Genomic DNA, 19,297 nt, shown 5'->3' with positions numbered 1-19,297 from the left:
AGCGAGTGAACCGCACCATTAAGGAAGACATGTTACAGAATCGAGGCTTTCCTAGTTTTAAACAGGCTCACGTTGCCGTTAGCCGAGCGATTGAAAGTGAATGAGTCTGAAATTTGGATTTATATAGTATTCGTTTCGCACATACGCAACAAAGAAATCCGGGCGGCCTATATATAGGTCGCCCGGTTCATGAAAGAATTGTTGTTTATTTATCCGGCGATTTCTGTGTCAGCAAGCCGGCACCGATGGCAAAAGCACCGAAAATTAGGTGCGGCACGTATACTTTTTTCGCAAAACCGAACAGCCAGGGTGAAGCCGCTAGTAGAGCGCCTTCCGCTACGTCGAGGCCCAAATGGGCAGGCATCGGAATTTTACGCACTGCGCCTAATTCGTAATCGGTGAACAGCGAGGAGCCGAGGGCAGCACCACCCGCAGCTAAGGGTACCCATTTAGCGGCTGGTTTATCAGCAAAGCCGAACAACCAGGGCGAAGCCAGGAACAGGGCACCACTCGCGTAATCTAGAATACCGTGAACGTTTGTCGGGATGAATCGCATAACGGTTGAGTTAGTTTACTGTTATATACCTTACTGAATACTCAAATCGCTGACTCTTTATACAAAGAGTCAGCGATTTCTCTAGTGAAACAGTAGGTAACTAATTTTGTTTGATCGCTCAAGGCAACGCTACGTTGTATTTATACCTGAATACTGAGCCGTAGATGCCGGTTAAACCGTAATAATAGCCACAGTTAAGCGGCTTATGCACACCAGCTTATTGTCCTCGTCAGTAATGCGGATGTCCCAGATGTGCGTAGTGCGGCCAGTGTGAATCGGCGTACACCGGCCGTACACCCAGCCGCTCTTGACTGACCGGATGTGGTTGGCGTTGATTTCCAATCCTACCGCCCGTTGTTTGGTCGGGTCGTCGAGGAGCATGAACGATGCAACGCTGCCCAGCGACTCGGCCAGCACCACAGAAGCGCCACCGTGGAGTATGCCAAACGGTTGGTGCGTTCGCTTGTCGACGGGCATACGTCCTGTCAAGTAGCCCTCGCCAGCCTCGGTAAACTCAATGCCCAGGTGATTTACAATAGAATCGGTATGAATGAAATCGAGATTGGATAGATCAAAGCCAGCTTTCATAATGAGTGCGTTTTGCGTAATTTTGCGCTTCAAATTTGAGGTAAATTTGCCAATAGGCAACGCGATACGCTTGACACAAAAAACAATCTATTTAATTCGCCATGGCGAGACCGACTACAACCGGCGGGGCGTAGTGCAGGGGAGTGGCGTTGATTCGGACCTCAACGATATGGGGCGGGCCCAGGCGATGGCTTTTTTTCAGGCCTATCAGCACGTTCCGTTCAACAAAATCTATATCTCTGGCCTGAAGCGTACGTACCAGACGGCCGAACTGTTTATTGGACTGGGTATTCCATACGAGAAACTGACCGGCCTGAATGAGATCAGTTGGGGTGTCATGGAAGGCAAAGTACCCGGTAATCTGGATAACGAATATTACCGGAATCTGATCGAGTCCTGGTCATCAGGTAACACGGCTTTACCGACCGACGGCGGTGAAAGCCCCGAACAGGTGGTGGCCCGTCAGCGGGAGGCTATCGATGCCATACTCGCTCATCCTGAGGAAGAAACCGTACTCGTGGCGATGCACGGCCGGGCTATGCGCATACTCTTGTGCTGGCTAACCAATCGGTCGCTGGCAGAGATGGATCAGTTTGAACACAGTAATCTTTGCCTGTACAAACTTCGTTACCAGTACGACACCGCTACGTTCACGATCGAACTGGCCAACGATACGTCGCATCTGTTGTCGCTGGCCCTTGCCTAAAGGGACGTAACTGCACGCGTCCGGTCAATGAGTGCCATCAGCCGATAATCCCTTTATAGGGCCATTGATACCGGATGACTGATAACTACTGACCAATTCCGTTATATTCGCTCATTGTCCGGAAGTGGGTATGGATAGGAATGGATATGTCTAAACAAAAAATATATTGGTTTTGTCAGTTATTCGGCTGGACTCTACTCATCCTGGTAGAGTACCTGGCTTATTTGCTTGAATTTGGTTTTGATCCTGATACGCTGTATTTAGCCATTGCCAACATTTTTCTGGGCATTACGCTAACGCATCTGTATCGGCTCATGATTAAGCGCTGGAACTGGGTACGGTTACCGTTTTTTCGGTTAGCGCCCCGTGTGCTGCTGTCGGTGCTCGTGCTGGCCCTGATTATGACCATGGTTAACCTGCCCATAGATCAGCTTATTGTGCCACAGTACATGGTGAACGAGCCGTGGCTTTTTTTTGGCTATCTGATGAGTTGGGGCAAATCGATGCTGGCGTGGGTGCTGAGCTATACAGCTTACCATTACGTTGAACAGTCCCGGAACGCGGAGATTGAAAAAATCCTGCTCAAAACCAGCATCCGCGAGACTGAAGCCAAGGTGTTACGTTCGCAGTTGAATCCGCACTTTGTGTTCAATGCGTTGAACAGCATCCGGGCACTGGTGTATGAGAATCCGACCAAAGCGCAGCAGAGTATCACGCAGCTCTCAAACCTGCTCCGGAACTCCCTGCTGGCCGACCGACGCAAGACAGTTGAACTGCGCGAAGAAATAAAAACGGTAGAAGACTATCTGGCGCTGGAGAAAGTGCGCTACGAAGATCGGTTAACCTCCCGAGTCGATCTGGATGGTCGAACGCTGTTCTGGCAGGTGCCGCCCATGATGCTGCAAACCTTGGTCGAAAATGCCATTAAGCACGGCGTATCGACGGCCATAGGCGGGGGCTTCGTGGAAGTGAAGTCCACGCTCATTACGCAGCCTGATGGGTCTTCGGACAAGCTGCACATCACGATTCGAAACACGGGCGTTCTGGGTGATAAAGAAGCGTCGGGTGGCTTTGGATTGGCCAACACATCCCAGCGGCTCGAACTGCTCTACGGTCCGGAAGCCCATTTTCAGATTTTGCAGGAAGACGACAGCCCGAACGAGGGGCCGGTCGTGTGCGCCGAAATTACTATTCCGTCGCAATCCGAAGGTATCTTCCGACGAAGCCCGGAGGCCAAAGTAGTGAATGATTCCCGTTAACCCACACGTAGTAAAAACGTATCTTATTCGCATTGCATCTGTAATCCTTACGTATGAAAACCCTGATCATCGACGACGAACGCCTGGCCCGTAACGAACTGCGCCGACTTCTCGAAAACTTTCCTAAAATTCAGGTTATTGGCGAAGCCGCTAATGCCGACGAAGCGTTGCCCATGATCGAAGAGCTTGAACCTGAATTGTTGTTTCTGGACATTCAGATGCCTGGAAAGAATGGTTTCGAGTTGCTACAGTCCATCGAAGGAAAAACGCCCGAAGTGATTTTTACCACGGCCTTTGACGAATATGCCATCAAAGCATTTGAGTTCAATGCGCTTGATTACCTCTTGAAGCCTGTCGAACTTGCCCGCCTGTCGGAAGCCATTCACCGGGTTGAAGAAGAGCAGCACGCGCCGGAATCATCCGGTACGACGCCGGGCTCATCCACGAAAATTCTGGGCGAAAATGACCAAGTGTTCGTGAAGGACGGCGAAAAGTGCTGGTTCGTTAAACTGGGGAAAGTGCGGCTGTTTGAGTCGATGGGTAACTACGTCCGGCTATATTTCGACGATCAGAAACCATTGGTGCTTAAGTCGCTGAATGCGCTCGAAGACCGACTGAACCCGGCGACGTTTTTTCGGGCCAACCGCAAGCATATCATTAATTTGCAATGGATCGAGAAAATTGAGCCTTGGTTTAGCGGGGGGCTGCTCGTTACGTTACGCGGGGGCGATAAAATCGAAATAAGCCGTCGGCAGGCAATTCGGTTTAAAGATTTACTAAGTTTGTAGAAGCCAGTGCGGCATGCTGTTGATAAGGCCGTACTCTGCCTGAAGTCAACACACCTGACCTTCAGTAATACATGGTCTATTTCCGCATGAAGTCTCTGCTCGTCGCTATATCTGTTGCCCTGTTCCTTATTGTTTCAGCCTGTCGCTCACGGCCTTCTGGCCCCCCCGTGCTGGAGCGTCAGCAGTACGCATTCGCAGGCGCTTCCCGCTGTGACACCGCTACCAATACCGGTGTAGACGTATCGGTGTCGTATGTCTTGCTGAAAGATGAGTCATCAAGCGCCCTGAAGATAAACGACAGCCTGCGAGCGCTGGCCGTAGGCAGCGTAGTTAGCTGGCTGGACAGCGCTACTATCGCGCAAAATCCGTCGGCAAAGACCAGCCTGGCCGAAGCTACTTCGCTGTTTGCCGCCGATTACGAAGCGATGCTGAAAGAAATGGGCGGACTGGGTGGCTGCTGGGAGCTTAAAACAACGGCTGATACGGTCTACACCGGATCGAAAGCCTTGACGGTGAAGTACGAAACGTATGCTTATACGGGTGGAGCGCATCCCAATTCGAATCTGTCGTTCTACACATTCGATCGGGAAACGGGCCGGTCACTGGCCCTGAACGATATGGTGGCCGACACCACTGCCTTACTGGGTGTCGTCGAAAAAGCATTCCGGAAGCAGCAGGAGCTTTTGCCTCAGTACAATCTTGAGGAGCGGGGGTACTTCCTGCGCGATGGCCGGTTCTTTCTACCTGCCAACGTTGGTCTGGGGGCTAAAGGAATGGTTTTTTACTACAATCCCTATGAAATTGCGGCCTATGCCGTCGGGCCCATTGAGGTAACTGTTCCCTACGAACAACTGAATGGCATACTCCGCGATAACTGGCGATAGGTTATGCAATACGTAGTATACCGTTCAGCAGGAATGACCAGATGCCTAAACGAATTTGATTTTGTTCAGGGCAAAGAAGGTCATTTTGAGCAGGAGCCAGCCGTGTTTGAAGCGAGAGATATTCGTTTCGCCATACGTCCGTGCCCGGTACCGGATCGGAATCTCCACAAACTTTAGATTTAGCTTAGCAGCCCCAAAAATCAAATCAAAATCGCCGAATGGATCGAAGTCGCCGAAGTAAGCACGGTTGGCAATCAGGCGTTGGTAATTGGCTTTCGATAATACTTTGGTGCCACATAACGTATCCTTAATACGTTGGTTAAGGAGCCACGAAAAGGCAATCGAAAAGAATTTGTTGCCGATCAGGTTCAGCGTTCGCATGGCTTCTTTTTCCATCGGATATACCAGCCGCGTACCGTTGATGTATTCGCCTTTTCCGGTGGAGATGGCTTCAAAAAACTTGGGCAGATCTTCGGGCGGAACGGTCATGTCCGCATCCAGAATCATCAGAATATCACCCGTGGCCATACCAAAGCCTTTCCGCACGGCATCGCCTTTACCTTTACCATCCTGTTGTACGCATTTTATGTCACGGACGTGGCTATACTTCTGGCAAATGCGTTGAATTTCGGACCAAGTATCGTCGGTGGAGTTACCCTCCACAAAAATTAATTCCGTGTGCCTGCCCATCTGAGGGGTGCGCTGTACAATGGCTTCTATATTGCCTTTTTCGTTGCGGGCCGGAACAATTACGCTTACGCTATGTTCGTGGGCGGGCCTTAAGTCCCGAACGCTACGTGCCACGATAAAGGTGAATAAGCCCAGTCGGTTGAACAAAGGCAGGTTAACGATGTAGCGGTTGAAAAGCCAGGATAAAATCGGGATGTAGTACGGTAAAAGAACCTTGCGGCCCGTACGAACCACGTCTAAATCGGCTATTTCAAGGAGATTGACAATATCGTTCCGGTCGAGCCAGTTCTGCCGCTGCTCGGGCATTTTCAGCCGGACAGCTTCGGCCAGATTAAGCGCGGGGGTCCAAAGGAAATTTTTGTAAGTAATTATAATCCGGGTGTCGGCGTGGCACACCTTATGAAGTTGTGCCAGTACCTGCTGTACATCATCAAAGGCACCGATGGTATCGCTGATGACTACGTAGTCGAATACCTCGCCGTTGACGAATAGCTCTTTAGCATCTGAAATATAGAAGCTGTATTGCGGGTACTTCTGTTGAGCATGCGTAATAAAATCGCTGTTGACATCGATACCCACTCCCCGCGATGGGTGAAGCTGGTCGAGGACATATCCCGTGCCGCAGCCAATCTCCAGAACAGAGCTATTTTTAGGGATGTTGTAGTGAAGAAAATGAAGTAAGCAACGGTAATAGTACTGGTTACGGCGAATCCAACGATCGCGTTCGGGACCACTCATGCGTTCAAATAGAAGTAAAAGTCAGACTATATGCTTTCGGGTAAGTACATTGCAATTTTATAAAAAAGACGACCCAATCGAATGGCCGGGCTTAGTTTTCGGTGAAAAAACCGAAAACTAGTATGTTTGCGTTTGTAATGTATCCATTCATGTTCCGTTCAACTTATTGGATTTGCCTGGCTTTACTCGGACTTTTCGTATTTAAAATCCTGCGCTTCCAAACTCTGAGCTATACGTTTAACGATATGTACGCCTTCATTCAGATGTCTCACAGCTGGATGGACGGCCGGCCGTTTATGTATGAGAACATCTGGGGTTATCACCACAAAATTCACAACTACTATACCGTATTGCTATGGGGGCCTTTGTGCTATTTTTTCGGCGCATACGGTCTGTTTGCTGCACAAACCAGCTTGTTGCTGATTAGCTACGCCTGGGTAAACCAACGACTGAACCAACAGGAAGCACCCACCTGGACACGCGGGGCTGTATTGCTCGTTATCTTGCTGGGTCCCATTACGTTCTGGCTAAACGACCATCCGAACATCGGCTGGCATACCGAGTTAACGTATCTTCCGTTCGCCCTGCTGTTTGCGCTGACCCTCAGCGGGAAAAAACCGTGGGCAGCCGTACTGGCAGGCGTAGGCATTGCCCTGGTAAAAGAAGACGGAGCCGTAGTGGCAGCGCTCATTCATCTGACTTTCGACCGACTTCGTTACGTTCGTCAGCGGGATGACTGGTCGTTAGTAGGCTGGTTGGGCAGGCGTCAGGTCTGGTTTATTGCCATTGGTTGGGCTCTGGTGTTCGTGGCTGGCATGGTCTGGCTTGGTTACAAAAATAACTTTGCCGAACCTCGTTTGCAGGTTGCCCTTAAGTTGATTCAAGATAACGTATACAGTAGAGCGTTTTGGAGTCAGACGCTTCGCCTGGTCGGGAAGTCACTGTTGCTGCTGCTGCCCGTTATTGTGGTTTTAACGGGCCTGGTCAGGCAACTGCCAGGACGCCCGCAGGTGCAGCTTCTATTGATGTGGGGAGTAGGAATCGGTCTGCTAACGATCCTGAACTTCGTGCAGAGTTCGCACTATTACGATCAGCCCTTATTTTACCTGGTTTCCTTAACGTGGCCGCCCCGTTTTGTGTTGGTATGGGCGTTTTCGGGTGCTTTTCTGGTGCTGCTGCTGGATGAGTTTGCTGACCGGTTCAGGCCTATGCCGCTGGCCAAGGCCTGGGTGTTAGGAGGGCTGCTGTTTTTGATTCAACTGCCCGTGCTGGACCTTGTCCGGCCCGATTTCATAGCCGCTCGCGACTGGATCGCTACCATGCTCGGCCAGTACAGCCCTTACAAAAACCGGCTCTATTTACAGCCGGAAGACATTGCTTCGGTGAAGTGCCTGGCGGACAAACTGCCGAACCAGGCAAACGTTTTTGCGTTTGATTATTTAGTGCCTTTCTTTCACCGGCAATATGAGATCTGGCCAACGGGGAAACAGTATCGACCAGCTGATCTGGCGGTGCTACCCATCGACGACCCACAGCAGTTACGTAGTCGGTTGCCGATGCGCCGACCGTATCAGATTATCCGGTTAAAAGCGTACAACATATATGCCGCAGCGGGGTATGAGCAACTGGCCCGGCAGTGTATTCCGGCTGACAAGCCTAATGATTAGCCCGGCTCAAGAATGGTAGAAACAAAAGTATCCGAGACTGCCCTAAGGTCAAGATGGAGGGATGTTACGTTGATAAGTAGCCTTCTTCTGCTCTTATTTCTTGCTTTTAAGGTGATTCGTTTTCAGGCGCTGTACTACGTATTTAACGATATGTACATCTTTCTTCAGGAGTCGTGTAGCTGGATGGACGGGCGACCGCTGCTTTATGAAAATATCTGGGGCTACGATGATCGCATTCATAACAACTACGGGCTGCTGTTGTGGGGACCGCTGATTTATGTATGGGGAGCTTACGGTGCGTTTGCCGTTCAAATTGGATTATACCTGCTTAGCTACCTGCTACTTTTCAGGCAACTGCCCAGCACATTGCCTGCCTGGGTAGCTTGGGCGCTGCTATGTACCGTTTTACTGGGACCAGTCTGGTTCTGGTTTAACGACCATCCTGGCATCGGCTGGCACCCTGAACTGACGTACCTGCCGTTGTCGATTCTGTTCATACTGGCCCTGCACAGCGGACAGACCGCTTACATCCTGATAACTGGTGCGCTGATTGTACTGGTTAAAGAAGACGGGGCTTTGCTGGGCGGCATTATTCACCTGGCTTATGTTTGTCTGCGCTATTTGAAGAACAATCCGTTACGGTCTGTTTTTGGACTAACGACCTGCTCACAGTTCTGGGTGGTCCTGTTGATCTGGGCTGGCCTGTTTATAGCGGGCATGGCGTTTTTAGCGTATAAGAACCATTCTACCGCCCCCGAGCCTCGTTTGCAGCAGGCCTTAAACGCTATTCGGCAGGGCATCCACCAAAAGGCCTTTATCCAGATTCACCTCCGATTCCTGGGCCATACCCTTCTGTTGCTGCTGCCGTCGTTCGTGCTGGCTATATATTTTGCCTGGCGATTTAAGGTTAAGCAGCTAGGTTCTATTACCCTTGTGTATGCAGTAGCGCAATTGGTTTTGCTGCTGTCAAACCTTGTACAGGGCGCTACGTATTACGGCACGAATCCGCTGTTCTATCTGGTGTCAGTAACGTGGCCACCCCGCTTTGTGCTGGCCTATGCTTTCAGCACCTGTTACGTAGTAGCCATCATACTCATCGCCTATCAGCAGATGCGGCCGGTTGCTGGTTGGCAGCCCATTGCCCTTGCACTAGGTTTATTCTTGATCCAGATACCCATTGTTCCATACGCCCGGCCCGACTTTACGTGGTCGGCGGTACTTTGGGAAACGTTCCAGCATCGATTCGATCCCTACAAGGAGCCTATGCTGCCCAAAGCGGACGTTGCGGTTGTGGCTCAACTGGCCAAAGTTATACCCCCGCGTTCCAACGTGTTTGTGTTCGACTACTTAACGCCATTTTTTCATACCCACTACAACATCTGGCCGACCGAAAAGCATTGGGAAAAGGCAGATCTGGCGATCATACCGAACAATGATTTTCAAAACCTGGGCAGTCGGTTTCCGCGAGTGATGAAGCAGCCTCTGCATATGCATCGGCTGAAGGCTTATACTGTGTATGTTACGCCCGCGTATCGACCCTATTTAAATCAGCTACAGGAATGACACTTCAGGAATTTACGGCTACGCTGAATCAGATTCAGCCGCCAGCGGATGTACACCCGGTTGTTCAGGCGCTATGGCATGACGCTAAGGGCGACTGGGAGCAGGCCCATGAGATTGCCCAAAGCCGGGAAGGAGACCAACCCTATGATCGGCTGCATGCGTATCTGCACCGCAAGGAAGGTGACCGCTTCAACGCCAACTACTGGTACCGCCGGGCCGGGGCTACATTCTTCAACGGATCGCTGGAAGCCGAGTGGAGCGAGCTGGTTCAGCAAAACCTGGCCTAATAAAAAAGCCGCACCCCATGGGGTGCGGCCTACGTCTGTCGATGAATTAGTAATGATTTATTGAGCGAGTTCCTGTGGGGTTAGCACCTCGCTGACATCTGTTAACGGTAAATCGAAAGCCTCGGCAACGCCTTTGTAGACAACCTTGCCATCCACTACGTTTAAGCCTAGTTTCAGGTCCTGATTGTCGCGGCAGGCCTGCTGCCAACCTTTGTTAGCCAGTTGAAGAGCGTATGGTAACGTTGCGTTGGTAAGTGCCACTGTGCTGGTGTACGGTACCGCACCCGGCATGTTTGCCACGCAGTAATGAACTACACCGTCGATAATGAATGTCGGATTTTCGTGCGTAGTTGGGCTGCACGTTTCAATGCAACCGCCCTGGTCAACCGCTACGTCGACGAGTACCGTACCCGACCGCATCAGTTTCAGCATATCACGAGTGATGAGGTGCGGAGCTTTAGCGCCGGGAATAAGTACGGCACCAACGATCAGATCGCAAACCTTGATCATTTCCCGAATGTTGTACTCGTTCGACATCATCGTCTGCACGTTTGGCGGCATGATATCGGACAGGTAGCGTAAACGGGGTAGGCTTACGTCCATGATGGTAACATGTGCGCCCAGACCAGCGGCCATTTTAGCGGCTTGTGTACCTACAATTCCTCCACCAAGGATCAGGACGTTTGCGGGCTTTACACCGGGTACACCACCCAGCAGAATACCCCGGCCTTTCAGCGGTTTCTCCAGATATTTGGCACCTTCCTGAATGGCCATACGACCAGCTACTTCAGACATTGGTACCAACAGTGGCAGACTGCGGTCGGGCCGTTCTACGGTTTCGTAGGCCAGACAAACAGCACCCTTCGCGAGCATTGCCCGGGTTAATTCTTCCGAAGAGGCAAAGTGGAAATACGTAAATAAAAGCTGATCTTCTTTGATAAGGTCGTATTCAGCCGCGATAGGCTCTTTCACCTTCATGATCATCTCGGCAATGGCGTATACCTCCTCAATGGTCGGTAACATAATCGCCCCAGCCGCAATGTATTCTTCATCTTCAAAACCGCTGCCTTCGCCTGCGTTAACCTGAACGTAAACGGTATGACCGTATTTACGCAGTTCGGTTACGCCCGCCGGGGTCAGCGCAACGCGGTTTTCGTTATTTTTTATCTCCTTTGGAACACCAACTACCATAATGTGGAAAAGCGATGAAGTGACAATTTCACTTAGCCTTACAAAGCTACGTTCAGCGTATTTATTTTCTAATACATGCCGGTTATTTGGGAAATACGGATAAGTAGACTAACTTTTTAGCGGAAAATAGTCTACTATTGATTCGTACGCGGTTCGAATACCGTAAAAATTCCGTTATGGAAATTTTAGATGCCACTGATCGCAAAATTCTGCGCTTGCTTCAGCAGAATGCCCACCTTACCATCCAGGAAATCGGGCAACGCATCAACCTGTCGAAAACACCGGTTCATGAGCGGATCAAGCGGCTTGAGCGCGAAGGAATTATAGATCGCTACGTGACTATTCTGAATAAGAAAAAGCTCGGGAACGCATTGATGGTGTATTGCCAGGTGACACTCGACAAGCAGACCCGCGATACGTTTGCTGATTTTGATGCGGCCGTGCGCGAACTTCCCGAAGTGCTGGAGTGCAATCGGGTGTCTGGTACGTTCGATTATTTGATCAAGATCGTCAGTCGTGATATGGAGACCTATAACCGATTTTATCAGGAGCAACTATCGGCCATCCCGGGTACGTTGCACATCAGCAGTTTCTTCGTGATGGACGAAGTCAAAAATTCAACCGTATTGCCGATCGTTTAACGGTTGCGGAAATGATATGACCGTGATTAGAAGCTATTTATTCGTTAGCTTTGTTAGCTTGTGTAATTGATAATCTGTTATGCAACTCCCCTTGTACATACCCCAACGCGAACGTTTTAGCGACGAGAAGTTAGTTAGGTTTTGTCTGGCTAACCCAGAGTTGAATATTGAACGTGACGAAAACGGTGTTCTCTATATTGATACGTCTCCGACCCACCTGTTAACTAGCTCTAATAATAGCGAATTGAATGGCGAGTTTGTTATCTGGAATCGCAAAACCAGAGCGGGTAAGGTTATTGACTCGAACGGTGGTTTCTTTTTGCGTGACAAGTCCATGCGGGCACCGGACGTTGCCTGGATAAGTCGTGAACGGTGGGAGTCATTGAGTAAACAGGAAAAGCATTCCTTTCCGCATTTGGCTCCCGATTTTGTGTTGGAACTGGAGTCGGATACGGATAACATAAACGAGCTGAAGATCAAAATGGAAAAGTGGCTGGCGAACGGCGTTCGATTGGCCTGGCTGGTATCGACCCGTGAACAGAAGACGTATGTATACCGGCCCGGGCAGGAAGTCGAACAAAAGAGCTTCAGTGAAAAGCTAGACGGGGCTAATGTGTTAATCGGATTTGAAACCGTATTGGCTGAAATCCTAGAATTTTGATCTGATTAGTAAGCAAATATTGGTGCACTGCTGAATAACAAAAAAGCCTTCATACGTAATATGAAGGCTTTTTTATGGACAATAGGACTGCTTAGTAAGGCTGAGCGGGATGTGACTCCTGCTCGGCTTGCTGCACGCCTTCTTCGGTCATGGTTGCACCGGATGGAGCGCCTACTTCACCTATATTCTTCGTAGCATTTCTCAGTCCTTCTGCTACGCGCCGACCGTAATCTGCATCTGCCTTGGTGAAGTTCTCAATCATTTTATCTTGGATCACCTTGTTAGCATTGGCCAGGGTGTTGACAAGGTTGTTGATCAGATCTTCCCGTTCCCACTCTTCGAAGTTGCGGTACGTTTCACCGGCTTGCTTAAAGTCGTTCGTTCTGTCAATCTTCTGACGAACCAGCTTTGCATTGTATTCGGGCTCGTAATCTTTACCGGCTTTGGGGGCTTCTTTTAACCCGCCCAGGCTCGATGGTTCGTAGTTGATGTGCGGATTCAGACCGGGAACCAGGTCCTGGTGATAGGCCATCTGACCATCGCGCTGGTTGGTCGCTACGTTGACTTTTGGCGCATTGATCGGCAGTTGCAGATAGTTGGTGCCGACCCGATAGCGCTGCGTATCGCTATACGAGAACGTACGTCCCTGCAACATTTTGTCGTCGGAGAAGTCCAGACCGTCCACCAGTACGCCAGTACCGAAAGCCGATTGTTCCACTTCGGCGAAATAGTTCACGGGGTTCCGGTTCAGCGTCATTTTACCAACCGGCAACCAGGGGAACTGCTCCTTCGGCCAAAGTTTTGTATCGTCCAGCGGATCGAAATCCAGTTCCGGATGATCGTGATCTTCCAGAATCTGAACAAACAATTCCCACTGTGGGTAGTCACCTCGTTCGATGGCTTCGTACAGGTCCTGCGTGGCGTGGTTGAAGTTCTTGGCCTGAATTTCCGAAGCCTGCGCCTGCGTCAGGTTTCGAATGCCCTGCAACGGCTCCCAATGGTATTTCACCAGTACTGCTACACCATCTTTGTTCACCCATTTGTAGGTGTTCACTCCTGAACCCTGCATCTGGCGATAGTTGGCCGGAATACCCCATGGCGAGAACAGGAACGTTGCCATGTGAGTTGATTCAGGTGTATTGGCAATGAAATCAAAAATTCGCTCACCGCTTTGAATGTTGGTGACCGGATCGGGCTTTTGCGAGTGGATCAGATCCGGGAATTTCAGGGCATCGCGAATGAAGAATATTTTCAGATTGTTGCCGACAAGATCCCAGTTGCCGTCTTCGGTATAGAACTTCACAGCAAAGCCGCGGGGGTCCCGTAAGGTTTCTGGAGAGTGACCGCCATGACCGACGGTAGAAAAGCGAACAAAAACCGGAGTCTGTTTACCTTTCTCCTGGAACAACTTGGCTCTTGTGTATTTTGAAATCGGCTCGTCGCCTACGGTGCCATAGGCTTCAAACACACCATGTGCACCGGCACCACGGGCATGTACGACCCGTTCTGGCACCCGTTCCCGGTCAAAATGTGACATTTTTTCAAGGAACTGGTAATTCTCTAAGGTTGCCGGACCGCGGTTGCCAACAGTGCGAAGGTTTTGGTTGTCGGTTACGGGGTGGCCCTGCCGGGTGGTTAGGGTCTGATCAGCTGCAGGCTGTTGCCCGTGTTGACCATTGCCATTGTTGTTATTTTCCATAACATCACTAGATAAAGTTGATAAGAGTTTAACGGGCAATCTACTAAATGGTTCGTCATCCCGCTGATAAATTTTTTCTATTACGTATCGACGGCATCGGTTAAAATCAGGCAAGTATCATGGTATGTGCGGATTGGTTATGAGTACTGAATTCGCTGAATTTGGCTTTCTGACGAGCTTGTGTATACGTATTGCGAATAATATGTTTGAGTAGGTCAGCGCTGGAAACTGCCTTTTTGTTTCCTGAACAGTAAGCCTGCTCCACTGAAAGCAGGTAACCCATTACTTCCCTTTTATTTGTATGAAACTGAATCTGCTTTTTAGCCTGGGGCTGATTGGCTGTGGCCTGACCGCCCAAGCTCAAAGGTGGCAGCCCCAGCCAACCCGTAACACCTGTTCTACCCGGCACGAAAACGCAGCGGCCCTGGTAGGCGACAGCCTGTACGCCATTGGTGGCCGAGGCATGAAACCCCTGGAAGCGCTTAACCTGAAAACATTAACTTGGCGAACATTACCCGTTCCGCCTGTTGAGATGAATCATTTTCAGGCCATCACCTACAACGGCGAGATTTACGTAATGGGCGCATTCCAGGGTAAATATCCGCACGAAACGCCCATTCCGAACATTTACATTTATAATCCCAAACAGGGAGCCTGGCGGGTAGGGCCGGAAATTCCGAAAGAACGGTTGCGCGGTTCGGCGGGGGTAGTAGTTTATAACAATAAGATTTATATGGCCTGTGGCATCATCGACGGTCATTACGATGGACACGTAGCGTGGCTGGATGAATATGATCCGAAAACCAACACCTGGAAACGCCTGCCGGATGCGCCCCGCACTCGCGATCACATCAGTGCGGCCGTAGTCGATGATAAACTGTATCTGGCCGGAGGTCGTAACTCGACGGCCCGGATCAATAAGGTGCTTGAGACAACAATCGCGGAGGTCGATGTGTATGACTTTAAGACCGGACGCTGGGAAACGTTACCCGCCAGTTCGAACATTCCGACCCAGCGGGCAGGCGCTACGGCCGTTACGCAGGGCGGCAAGGTGTGGATTATTGGCGGGGAAACGACGCAACTCCTGGCCCACAACGAAGCCGAAACGCTCGACCCGAAAACCGGCCGCTGGACAGCCGGACCTAGATTAAACATCGGGCGGCATGGCACGCAGGCTGTGGTGTACGATGGGAAAATCTATATCGTGGCCGGGTCGGCAAACCACGGCGGTGGGCCGGAACTGAATACCGTAGAAGTCATGAAATAGTCTCTTTTAACGTAGCGGTCGCATTTATTCGACCGCTACGTTAAAAGAAAGTTAGCCCTTGAACCGAATGAAAAACCTCTTTACATCCTTTGCGAGCCTGTTCCTTTTGCTGAGCATCGTTTCTGCTACGTTTGCCCAGACCGATGCCAACCGAAAGGAATGGGTGAAGTTGTTCAACGGAAAAGACCTGAGTGGCTGGGACATTAAAATCGCTGGTCAGCCGCTGAACGACAACTACAAAAACACCTTCCGCGTCGAGAACGGTATACTACGTATCGCCTACGACCAGTACCAACGCTTCGACGATAAATTTGGTCATCTGTATTACAATAAGCCGTTTTCCTATTACATCATCCGCTTTACGTATCGCTTCGTCGGCAATCAGATTCCCGGTGGAGCCGCCTGGAATGTCCGCAATAGTGGCGTTATGATTCACTCGCAGTCAGCCGCCAGCTTGTCGATGGGTCAGGATTTTCCGGTATCGCTGGAAGTGCAACTGCTGGGCGGTCTGGGCAAAGGGCCTCGGCATACCGCAAACTTATGCACGCCCGGTACGCAGGTTTACATGAACGGAAAATTGAATCCGGCACACTGCATTGACTCTGAATCCAAAACGTTCGATGGTGATCAGTGGGTAACGGCCGAAGCCATTGTGTATGGCGATTCGGTGATTCACCACGTGGTCGAAGGCGATACGGTGCTAACGTACCAGCGTCCCGAAGTAGGCGGGGGATTTGTCAGTAAGGATCACGACTGGAAGGCTGCTCATATCGACAATAGCGCGTACTGGATAAGCCGGGCCAATACACCCTTAAACGAAGGTTATATCGCCTTACAGGCCGAGAGCCACCCCATCGATTTTCGCAGCGTCGAAGTACTTAATCTACAGGGATGTACCGACCCCAAAGCCCTAAACTATAAGTCATATTACGTGAAGTCGGACAACACGCAGTGTCGGTATGGAAAGAAGTAGCTCGCTTGCTGCCACTTATCCCACCCAAGTGAGTCGCGTCACCGCTATTGACGTCACAAGGGGGTTGGTTATGGTTATCATGGCCTTGGATCATGTGCGCGATTTGCTGCATATCACGGCCATGAACCAGAGTCCGACGGATCTGGCGACGACAACGCCCGGTGTGTTTTTGACGCGCTGGATTACGCATCTGTGCGCACCAACGTTCGTGTTTTTGTCCGGTACATCGGCGTATCTATCGCTGCGCAAACGGAATACGGCGGAGGCTCGTCAGTTTCTACGCAAACGCGGTATCGTACTGATTGTGCTGGAGCTTACGATCGTCAACTTTGCGTTCTGGTTCGATCTTCAGTTTCGGTCCATACTGATTCAAGTGATCTACGCAATCGGGGCCGGATTCATTGTGTTGTCTTTCCTGGCCAAGCTTCCCGCCCGAAAGCTCGGCGTGATTGGGCTGGTTATCATTTTTCTGCACGACCTGCTGCTTCTGGTGCCGCCCTTTACGAATCAGGCTGTGCGGTTCGGGTGGGCGTTGCTGTTCCGACCCGATTTCTTTCAGTTTAGTCCGAATTTCGGTCTGTTCGTGGCTTATCCGCTGATTCCGTGGCTGGGCATTATGCTGGCTGGTTTCGCATTTGGCCGACTGATGGAGCAGCCATTGGCTCAGCGGAAACGTAGCGTATTGCAGATCGGCTTAGGCGCACTAGGGTTGTTCATCCTGCTCCGCTTTGTTAATGTATACGGCGATGGGGTTCCGTGGTCTTCCCAAAAAGATGCGCTCTATACGTTTCTGTCCTTCATTAACGTCAGCAAGTATCCGCCCTCGTTGCTCTATACCTTACTGATGCTGGGTATATCGCTGGTTTTTCTGTCACTCGCTGACGGTGCCGATAACGTAGCAACCCGACTCTTAACGGTGTATGGCAAAGTGCCGATGTTCTATTACATCCTGCACTGGTATCTGGTACACCTAGCCATGATCGGAATGGTCGTAGTACAGGGATATGGCTTATCAGCCATTCAGCCGGGCGTGCTCAATTTTGGTCGACCGGCCGGGGCAGGTGTATCGCTCCAACTTGTTTATACTGTCTGGTTCGGTCTGGTTGTACTGCTGTATCCGTTGTGTACATGGTACGGCCGCTACAAAGCCGCTCACCCCGAAAATGGCCTCCTACGTTACGTATAGAAACCGCTTTTAACGGCTACCGCGCTACCTCAATCTTGTACTTCTTTCCTTTCATTTTCTGGTCTTTAATCTGTGCCAGTAATGCCTTGACTTTGGCTGCTCTAACCGCAGCAAACGACATAAAATCTTTCACTTCAATCAGCCCCAGATCGCCGGGAGCGAGTTTACCCTTTTGAGACAGGAAGCCAACAATATCGATTTTGTTGAGCTTGTTTTTCCGGCCACCGCTGATGTATAAGGTCTGAAAATCGGGTGGTTCGGGTAACGGGCTGTTCTCGGGCAAACGTAACGTAATAAGCGAGTCGGGTAAGTAATTGCGCGTTTCGGAGGGGGCAAGGATTACGTAGGCCGTGCCCGACGCGTGCATCCGGGCGGTGCGGCCATTGCGATGCGTAAACTCGTGCTCATGAAGCGGTAGGTCGTAATGAATAACATGCTTCATCTCGGGAATATCGAGCCCTCGGGCGGCCAGATCGGTCGTGATCAGATACCGGACGCTGCCATTCCGGAACTGAATCAGCGCCCGTTCGCGAATGTCCTGCTCAAGACCACCGTGATAGACGAGCGAGTGAATTCCTGCTTCGCCGAGTGAGCTGCTGATCTGCTCGGCGGTTTCGCGGAGATTACAGAATACCAGCGCGGGCTCGGAATTCAGCGAACAAAGCAGTTGAAGCAACGTATCGAATTTCGTGGACGATGTCGCGTGAACAACGTTTATCGTTAAGCTGGCAGGCTGATCTTCATCAGCACCGAAAGTTAACGTAGTGGGGTTGTTGAGCCGGACGAAAGCAGGAATTGAAATGCCCGACGTAGCCGACACCAGTACACGCTTGCGAAGATTCAGCAGACTACCCACAATGAATGCCATCTCCTCGTGGAAGCCTAGCGTCAGCGACTTATCAAACTCATCGAGGACTAACGTGTGAATGCCGTCAAGTGCAAACGTCTGACGGTCAATGTGGTCGGTGATGCGGCCGGGTGTTCCAATCAGTAGGGCAGGAGGATTGCTCAGGTTGTTAATCTCCGTTTCCATGGCATGACCACCATAGCACACGTTGACTTTATAACCCGTTGCCATCTTTTTCCAGACCTGCTCAATCTGCAACGCCAGTTCGCGTGAGGGGGTCAGAATCAGGCACTGCACCGTGTTCTGATCCGGCTTAAGTAAGGAAAGAACTGGCAGCAGGAAACCAACGGTCTTGCCAGAACCCGTTGGAGAAATCAAAAAGGTGTCGTTATCCTGCAAAATAGCCGTTTGTGCGGCTTCCTGCATGGGATTGAGGGTCGTAATGCCAAGATTAGCTAACACCCGATTCTGCTCTTCAGACGTAATCATTTGACAAAACAACACGTAAAAAGGCATATTCCGATTATAGCACGCGTGCTTTTAGCCCAATAAGATTAGCGGTTAAGGTAAATCGGGTAAGCTTTATGCAGAAGGTTGGGAACGGAAAACCCTTCATTTACGAGCTAACGTAATTAGAACAGCTCCAGCAGCCATTAGTAAGGCACCTAAGATCACTTGCCAGTTCACTTTCTCTTTTAGAAACACAACCGCCAAGATGATCGAAAACACCAACGAAACTTTATCCAGGGAAGAGGTTCGTGCCGCATCGCCTAGCTTAAGTGCCCGGAACGAAAGCAGCGAAGAAATACAGGTGACAATGCCAGCTATGATTAAGTAAATCCATACCCGACGATCAATTCGCCCTAGGTCAGCTAAACGGCCTTGACTGATTACGAAACCCCAAGAAACCAGAAGGATTAACACCGACTGAATGGCAAACGCCACACTTGAATCAACTTGCTTAATGCCGGCTTTAGAAAGCGTTACCACAATAGCGGTAGCTAGGGCTGCCAGTAATGAAAAGAGTATCCACATGTGCTCAGGGGCAACCGTACCGTACGTAATTGGTTGGTAAAATGATTTAGCTTAATACTTAAGTCTAGTAG

Annotated in this window: 19 protein-coding genes; 12 read left to right on the top strand and 7 right to left on the bottom strand. The window is 50.4% G+C overall.

Annotation, left to right across the window (positions count from 1 at the left end):
• Positions 1-205: 205 nt before the first annotated feature.
• Positions 206-556, bottom strand: coding sequence for an SPW repeat domain-containing protein (locus ACYVIY_RS20585; RefSeq protein ID WP_460978286.1), 351 nt, complete (start codon positions 554-556; stop codon positions 206-208).
• Positions 557-727: 171 nt separating this feature from the next.
• The gene (locus ACYVIY_RS20580; RefSeq protein WP_460978285.1) at positions 728-1,144 is read right to left on the bottom strand and encodes a hotdog fold thioesterase; all 417 of its coding nucleotides are present in this window, start codon (positions 1,142-1,144) and stop codon (positions 728-730) included.
• Between the two features lie 70 nt (positions 1,145-1,214).
• Between ACYVIY_RS20580 and ACYVIY_RS20575 the strand changes: the two genes are divergently transcribed.
• From ACYVIY_RS20575 to ACYVIY_RS20560, 4 genes are all read left to right on the top strand, one after another.
• Entirely contained in the window at positions 1,215-1,850 is a 636-nt protein-coding gene (locus ACYVIY_RS20575; RefSeq protein ID WP_460978284.1) for a histidine phosphatase family protein, read from the top strand.
• A gap of 146 nt (positions 1,851-1,996) precedes the next feature.
• Complete coding sequence (locus ACYVIY_RS20570; RefSeq protein ID WP_460978283.1) at positions 1,997-3,109, top strand: sensor histidine kinase; 1,113 nt, start codon at positions 1,997-1,999, stop codon at positions 3,107-3,109.
• 53 nt (positions 3,110-3,162) lie between these two features.
• Complete coding sequence (locus ACYVIY_RS20565) at positions 3,163-3,897, top strand: LytR/AlgR family response regulator transcription factor (RefSeq protein WP_460978282.1); 735 nt, start codon at positions 3,163-3,165, stop codon at positions 3,895-3,897.
• A gap of 86 nt (positions 3,898-3,983) precedes the next feature.
• Positions 3,984-4,781 (top strand): DUF3298 and DUF4163 domain-containing protein, encoded by a 798-nt coding sequence (locus tag ACYVIY_RS20560; protein WP_460978281.1) that lies wholly within the window; start codon positions 3,984-3,986, stop codon positions 4,779-4,781.
• Positions 4,782-4,826: 45 nt separating this feature from the next.
• On the opposite strand, the gene ACYVIY_RS20555 is transcribed toward ACYVIY_RS20560, so the two are convergent.
• Positions 4,827-6,209 carry a glycosyltransferase gene (locus tag ACYVIY_RS20555; protein ID WP_460978280.1) on the bottom strand — a complete coding sequence of 461 codons (1,383 nt, stop codon included), beginning with the start codon at positions 6,207-6,209 and terminating at the stop codon, positions 4,827-4,829.
• A gap of 245 nt (positions 6,210-6,454) precedes the next feature.
• On the opposite strand from ACYVIY_RS20555, the gene ACYVIY_RS20550 reads away from it, so the two are divergent.
• The 3 genes from ACYVIY_RS20550 (at position 6,455) to ACYVIY_RS20540 (ending at position 9,726) form a co-directional block, all read left to right on the top strand.
• Entirely contained in the window at positions 6,455-7,876 is a 1,422-nt protein-coding gene (locus ACYVIY_RS20550) for a glycosyltransferase family protein (RefSeq protein WP_460978279.1), read from the top strand.
• 111 nt (positions 7,877-7,987) lie between these two features.
• Complete coding sequence (locus ACYVIY_RS20545) at positions 7,988-9,439, top strand: hypothetical protein (RefSeq protein WP_460978278.1); 1,452 nt, start codon at positions 7,988-7,990, stop codon at positions 9,437-9,439.
• Entirely contained in the window at positions 9,436-9,726 is a 291-nt protein-coding gene (locus ACYVIY_RS20540) for a hypothetical protein (protein ID WP_460978277.1), read from the top strand. Before ACYVIY_RS20545 ends, ACYVIY_RS20540 begins: the two co-directional genes overlap by 4 nt.
• Before the next feature lie 57 nt (positions 9,727-9,783).
• Here ACYVIY_RS20540 and ald read toward each other — a convergent pair whose 3' ends face one another.
• Positions 9,784-10,917 carry an alanine dehydrogenase gene (ald, locus tag ACYVIY_RS20535; RefSeq protein WP_460978276.1) on the bottom strand — a complete coding sequence of 378 codons (1,134 nt, stop codon included), beginning with the start codon at positions 10,915-10,917 and terminating at the stop codon, positions 9,784-9,786.
• Between the two features lie 176 nt (positions 10,918-11,093).
• On the opposite strand from ald, the gene ACYVIY_RS20530 reads away from it, so the two are divergent.
• Together ACYVIY_RS20530 and ACYVIY_RS20525 are read left to right on the top strand one after the other, a co-directional pair.
• Positions 11,094-11,558, top strand: a complete 465-nt coding sequence (locus ACYVIY_RS20530; RefSeq protein WP_460978275.1) for an Lrp/AsnC family transcriptional regulator — start codon at positions 11,094-11,096, stop codon at positions 11,556-11,558.
• A gap of 79 nt (positions 11,559-11,637) precedes the next feature.
• Complete coding sequence (locus tag ACYVIY_RS20525) at positions 11,638-12,219, top strand: Uma2 family endonuclease (protein WP_460978274.1); 582 nt, start codon at positions 11,638-11,640, stop codon at positions 12,217-12,219.
• Positions 12,220-12,310: 91 nt separating this feature from the next.
• Here the strand turns inward: ACYVIY_RS20525 and ACYVIY_RS20520 are convergent, their stop codons facing one another.
• On the bottom strand, positions 12,311-13,918 hold the full coding sequence (locus ACYVIY_RS20520; RefSeq protein ID WP_460978273.1) for a catalase: 1,608 nt from the start codon (positions 13,916-13,918) through the stop codon (positions 12,311-12,313).
• 301 nt (positions 13,919-14,219) lie between these two features.
• Here ACYVIY_RS20520 and ACYVIY_RS20515 point away from each other — a divergent pair, with 301 nt between their 5' ends.
• The 3 genes from ACYVIY_RS20515 to ACYVIY_RS20505 all read left to right on the top strand — a co-directional run bounded on the left by ACYVIY_RS20515 (position 14,220) and on the right by ACYVIY_RS20505 (position 17,344).
• Positions 14,220-15,185, top strand: a complete 966-nt coding sequence (locus tag ACYVIY_RS20515; RefSeq protein ID WP_460978272.1) for a Kelch repeat-containing protein — start codon at positions 14,220-14,222, stop codon at positions 15,183-15,185.
• A 67-nt stretch (positions 15,186-15,252) separates the two neighbouring features.
• Complete coding sequence (locus tag ACYVIY_RS20510) at positions 15,253-16,158, top strand: 3-keto-disaccharide hydrolase (RefSeq protein WP_460978271.1); 906 nt, start codon at positions 15,253-15,255, stop codon at positions 16,156-16,158.
• Positions 16,145-17,344 (top strand): DUF1624 domain-containing protein, encoded by a 1,200-nt coding sequence (locus ACYVIY_RS20505; RefSeq protein WP_460978270.1) that lies wholly within the window; start codon positions 16,145-16,147, stop codon positions 17,342-17,344. Before ACYVIY_RS20510 ends, ACYVIY_RS20505 begins: the two co-directional genes overlap by 14 nt.
• A gap of 16 nt (positions 17,345-17,360) precedes the next feature.
• Here ACYVIY_RS20505 and ACYVIY_RS20500 read toward each other — a convergent pair whose 3' ends face one another.
• Positions 17,361-18,680, bottom strand: a complete 1,320-nt coding sequence (locus tag ACYVIY_RS20500; RefSeq protein ID WP_460978269.1) for a DEAD/DEAH box helicase — start codon at positions 18,678-18,680, stop codon at positions 17,361-17,363.
• 123 nt (positions 18,681-18,803) lie between these two features.
• Positions 18,804-19,226: an EamA family transporter gene (locus ACYVIY_RS20495; protein WP_460978268.1), complete on the bottom strand. Its 423-nt coding sequence runs from the start codon at positions 19,224-19,226 to the stop codon at positions 18,804-18,806.
• Positions 19,227-19,297 lie beyond the last annotated feature (71 nt).

The sequence above is a fragment of the Spirosoma knui genome (assembly GCF_054780635.1).
The sequence above is the reverse complement of the archived record's forward strand: the minus strand, read 5'-3'. Positions and strand labels throughout refer to the sequence as shown.

Bases quoted from the DNA above. Each gene is read 5' to 3' on its own strand.
- ACYVIY_RS20585 (WP_460978286.1), bottom strand. From the start codon at position 556: ATGCGATTCATCCCGACAAACGTTCACGGTATTCTAGATTACGCGAGT.
- ACYVIY_RS20580 (WP_460978285.1), bottom strand. From the start codon at position 1,144: ATGAAAGCTGGCTTTGATCTATCCAATCTCGATTTCATTCATACCGAT.
- ACYVIY_RS20570 (WP_460978283.1), top strand. From the start codon at position 1,997: ATGTCTAAACAAAAAATATATTGGTTTTGTCAGTTATTCGGCTGGACT.
- ACYVIY_RS20565 (WP_460978282.1), top strand. From the start codon at position 3,163: ATGAAAACCCTGATCATCGACGACGAACGCCTGGCCCGTAACGAACTG.
- ACYVIY_RS20560 (WP_460978281.1), top strand. From the start codon at position 3,984: ATGAAGTCTCTGCTCGTCGCTATATCTGTTGCCCTGTTCCTTATTGTT.
- ACYVIY_RS20555 (WP_460978280.1), bottom strand. From the start codon at position 6,209: ATGAGTGGTCCCGAACGCGATCGTTGGATTCGCCGTAACCAGTACTAT.
- ACYVIY_RS20550 (WP_460978279.1), top strand. From the start codon at position 6,455: ATGTACGCCTTCATTCAGATGTCTCACAGCTGGATGGACGGCCGGCCG.
- ACYVIY_RS20540 (WP_460978277.1), top strand. From the start codon at position 9,436: ATGACACTTCAGGAATTTACGGCTACGCTGAATCAGATTCAGCCGCCA.
- ald (WP_460978276.1), bottom strand. From the start codon at position 10,917: ATGGTAGTTGGTGTTCCAAAGGAGATAAAAAATAACGAAAACCGCGTT.
- ACYVIY_RS20530 (WP_460978275.1), top strand. From the start codon at position 11,094: ATGGAAATTTTAGATGCCACTGATCGCAAAATTCTGCGCTTGCTTCAG.
- ACYVIY_RS20525 (WP_460978274.1), top strand. From the start codon at position 11,638: ATGCAACTCCCCTTGTACATACCCCAACGCGAACGTTTTAGCGACGAG.
- ACYVIY_RS20520 (WP_460978273.1), bottom strand. From the start codon at position 13,918: ATGGAAAATAACAACAATGGCAATGGTCAACACGGGCAACAGCCTGCA.
- ACYVIY_RS20515 (WP_460978272.1), top strand. From the start codon at position 14,220: ATGAAACTGAATCTGCTTTTTAGCCTGGGGCTGATTGGCTGTGGCCTG.
- ACYVIY_RS20510 (WP_460978271.1), top strand. From the start codon at position 15,253: ATGAAAAACCTCTTTACATCCTTTGCGAGCCTGTTCCTTTTGCTGAGC.
- ACYVIY_RS20505 (WP_460978270.1), top strand. From the start codon at position 16,145: ATGGAAAGAAGTAGCTCGCTTGCTGCCACTTATCCCACCCAAGTGAGT.
- ACYVIY_RS20500 (WP_460978269.1), bottom strand. From the start codon at position 18,680: ATGATTACGTCTGAAGAGCAGAATCGGGTGTTAGCTAATCTTGGCATT.
- ACYVIY_RS20495 (WP_460978268.1), bottom strand. From the start codon at position 19,226: ATGTGGATACTCTTTTCATTACTGGCAGCCCTAGCTACCGCTATTGTG.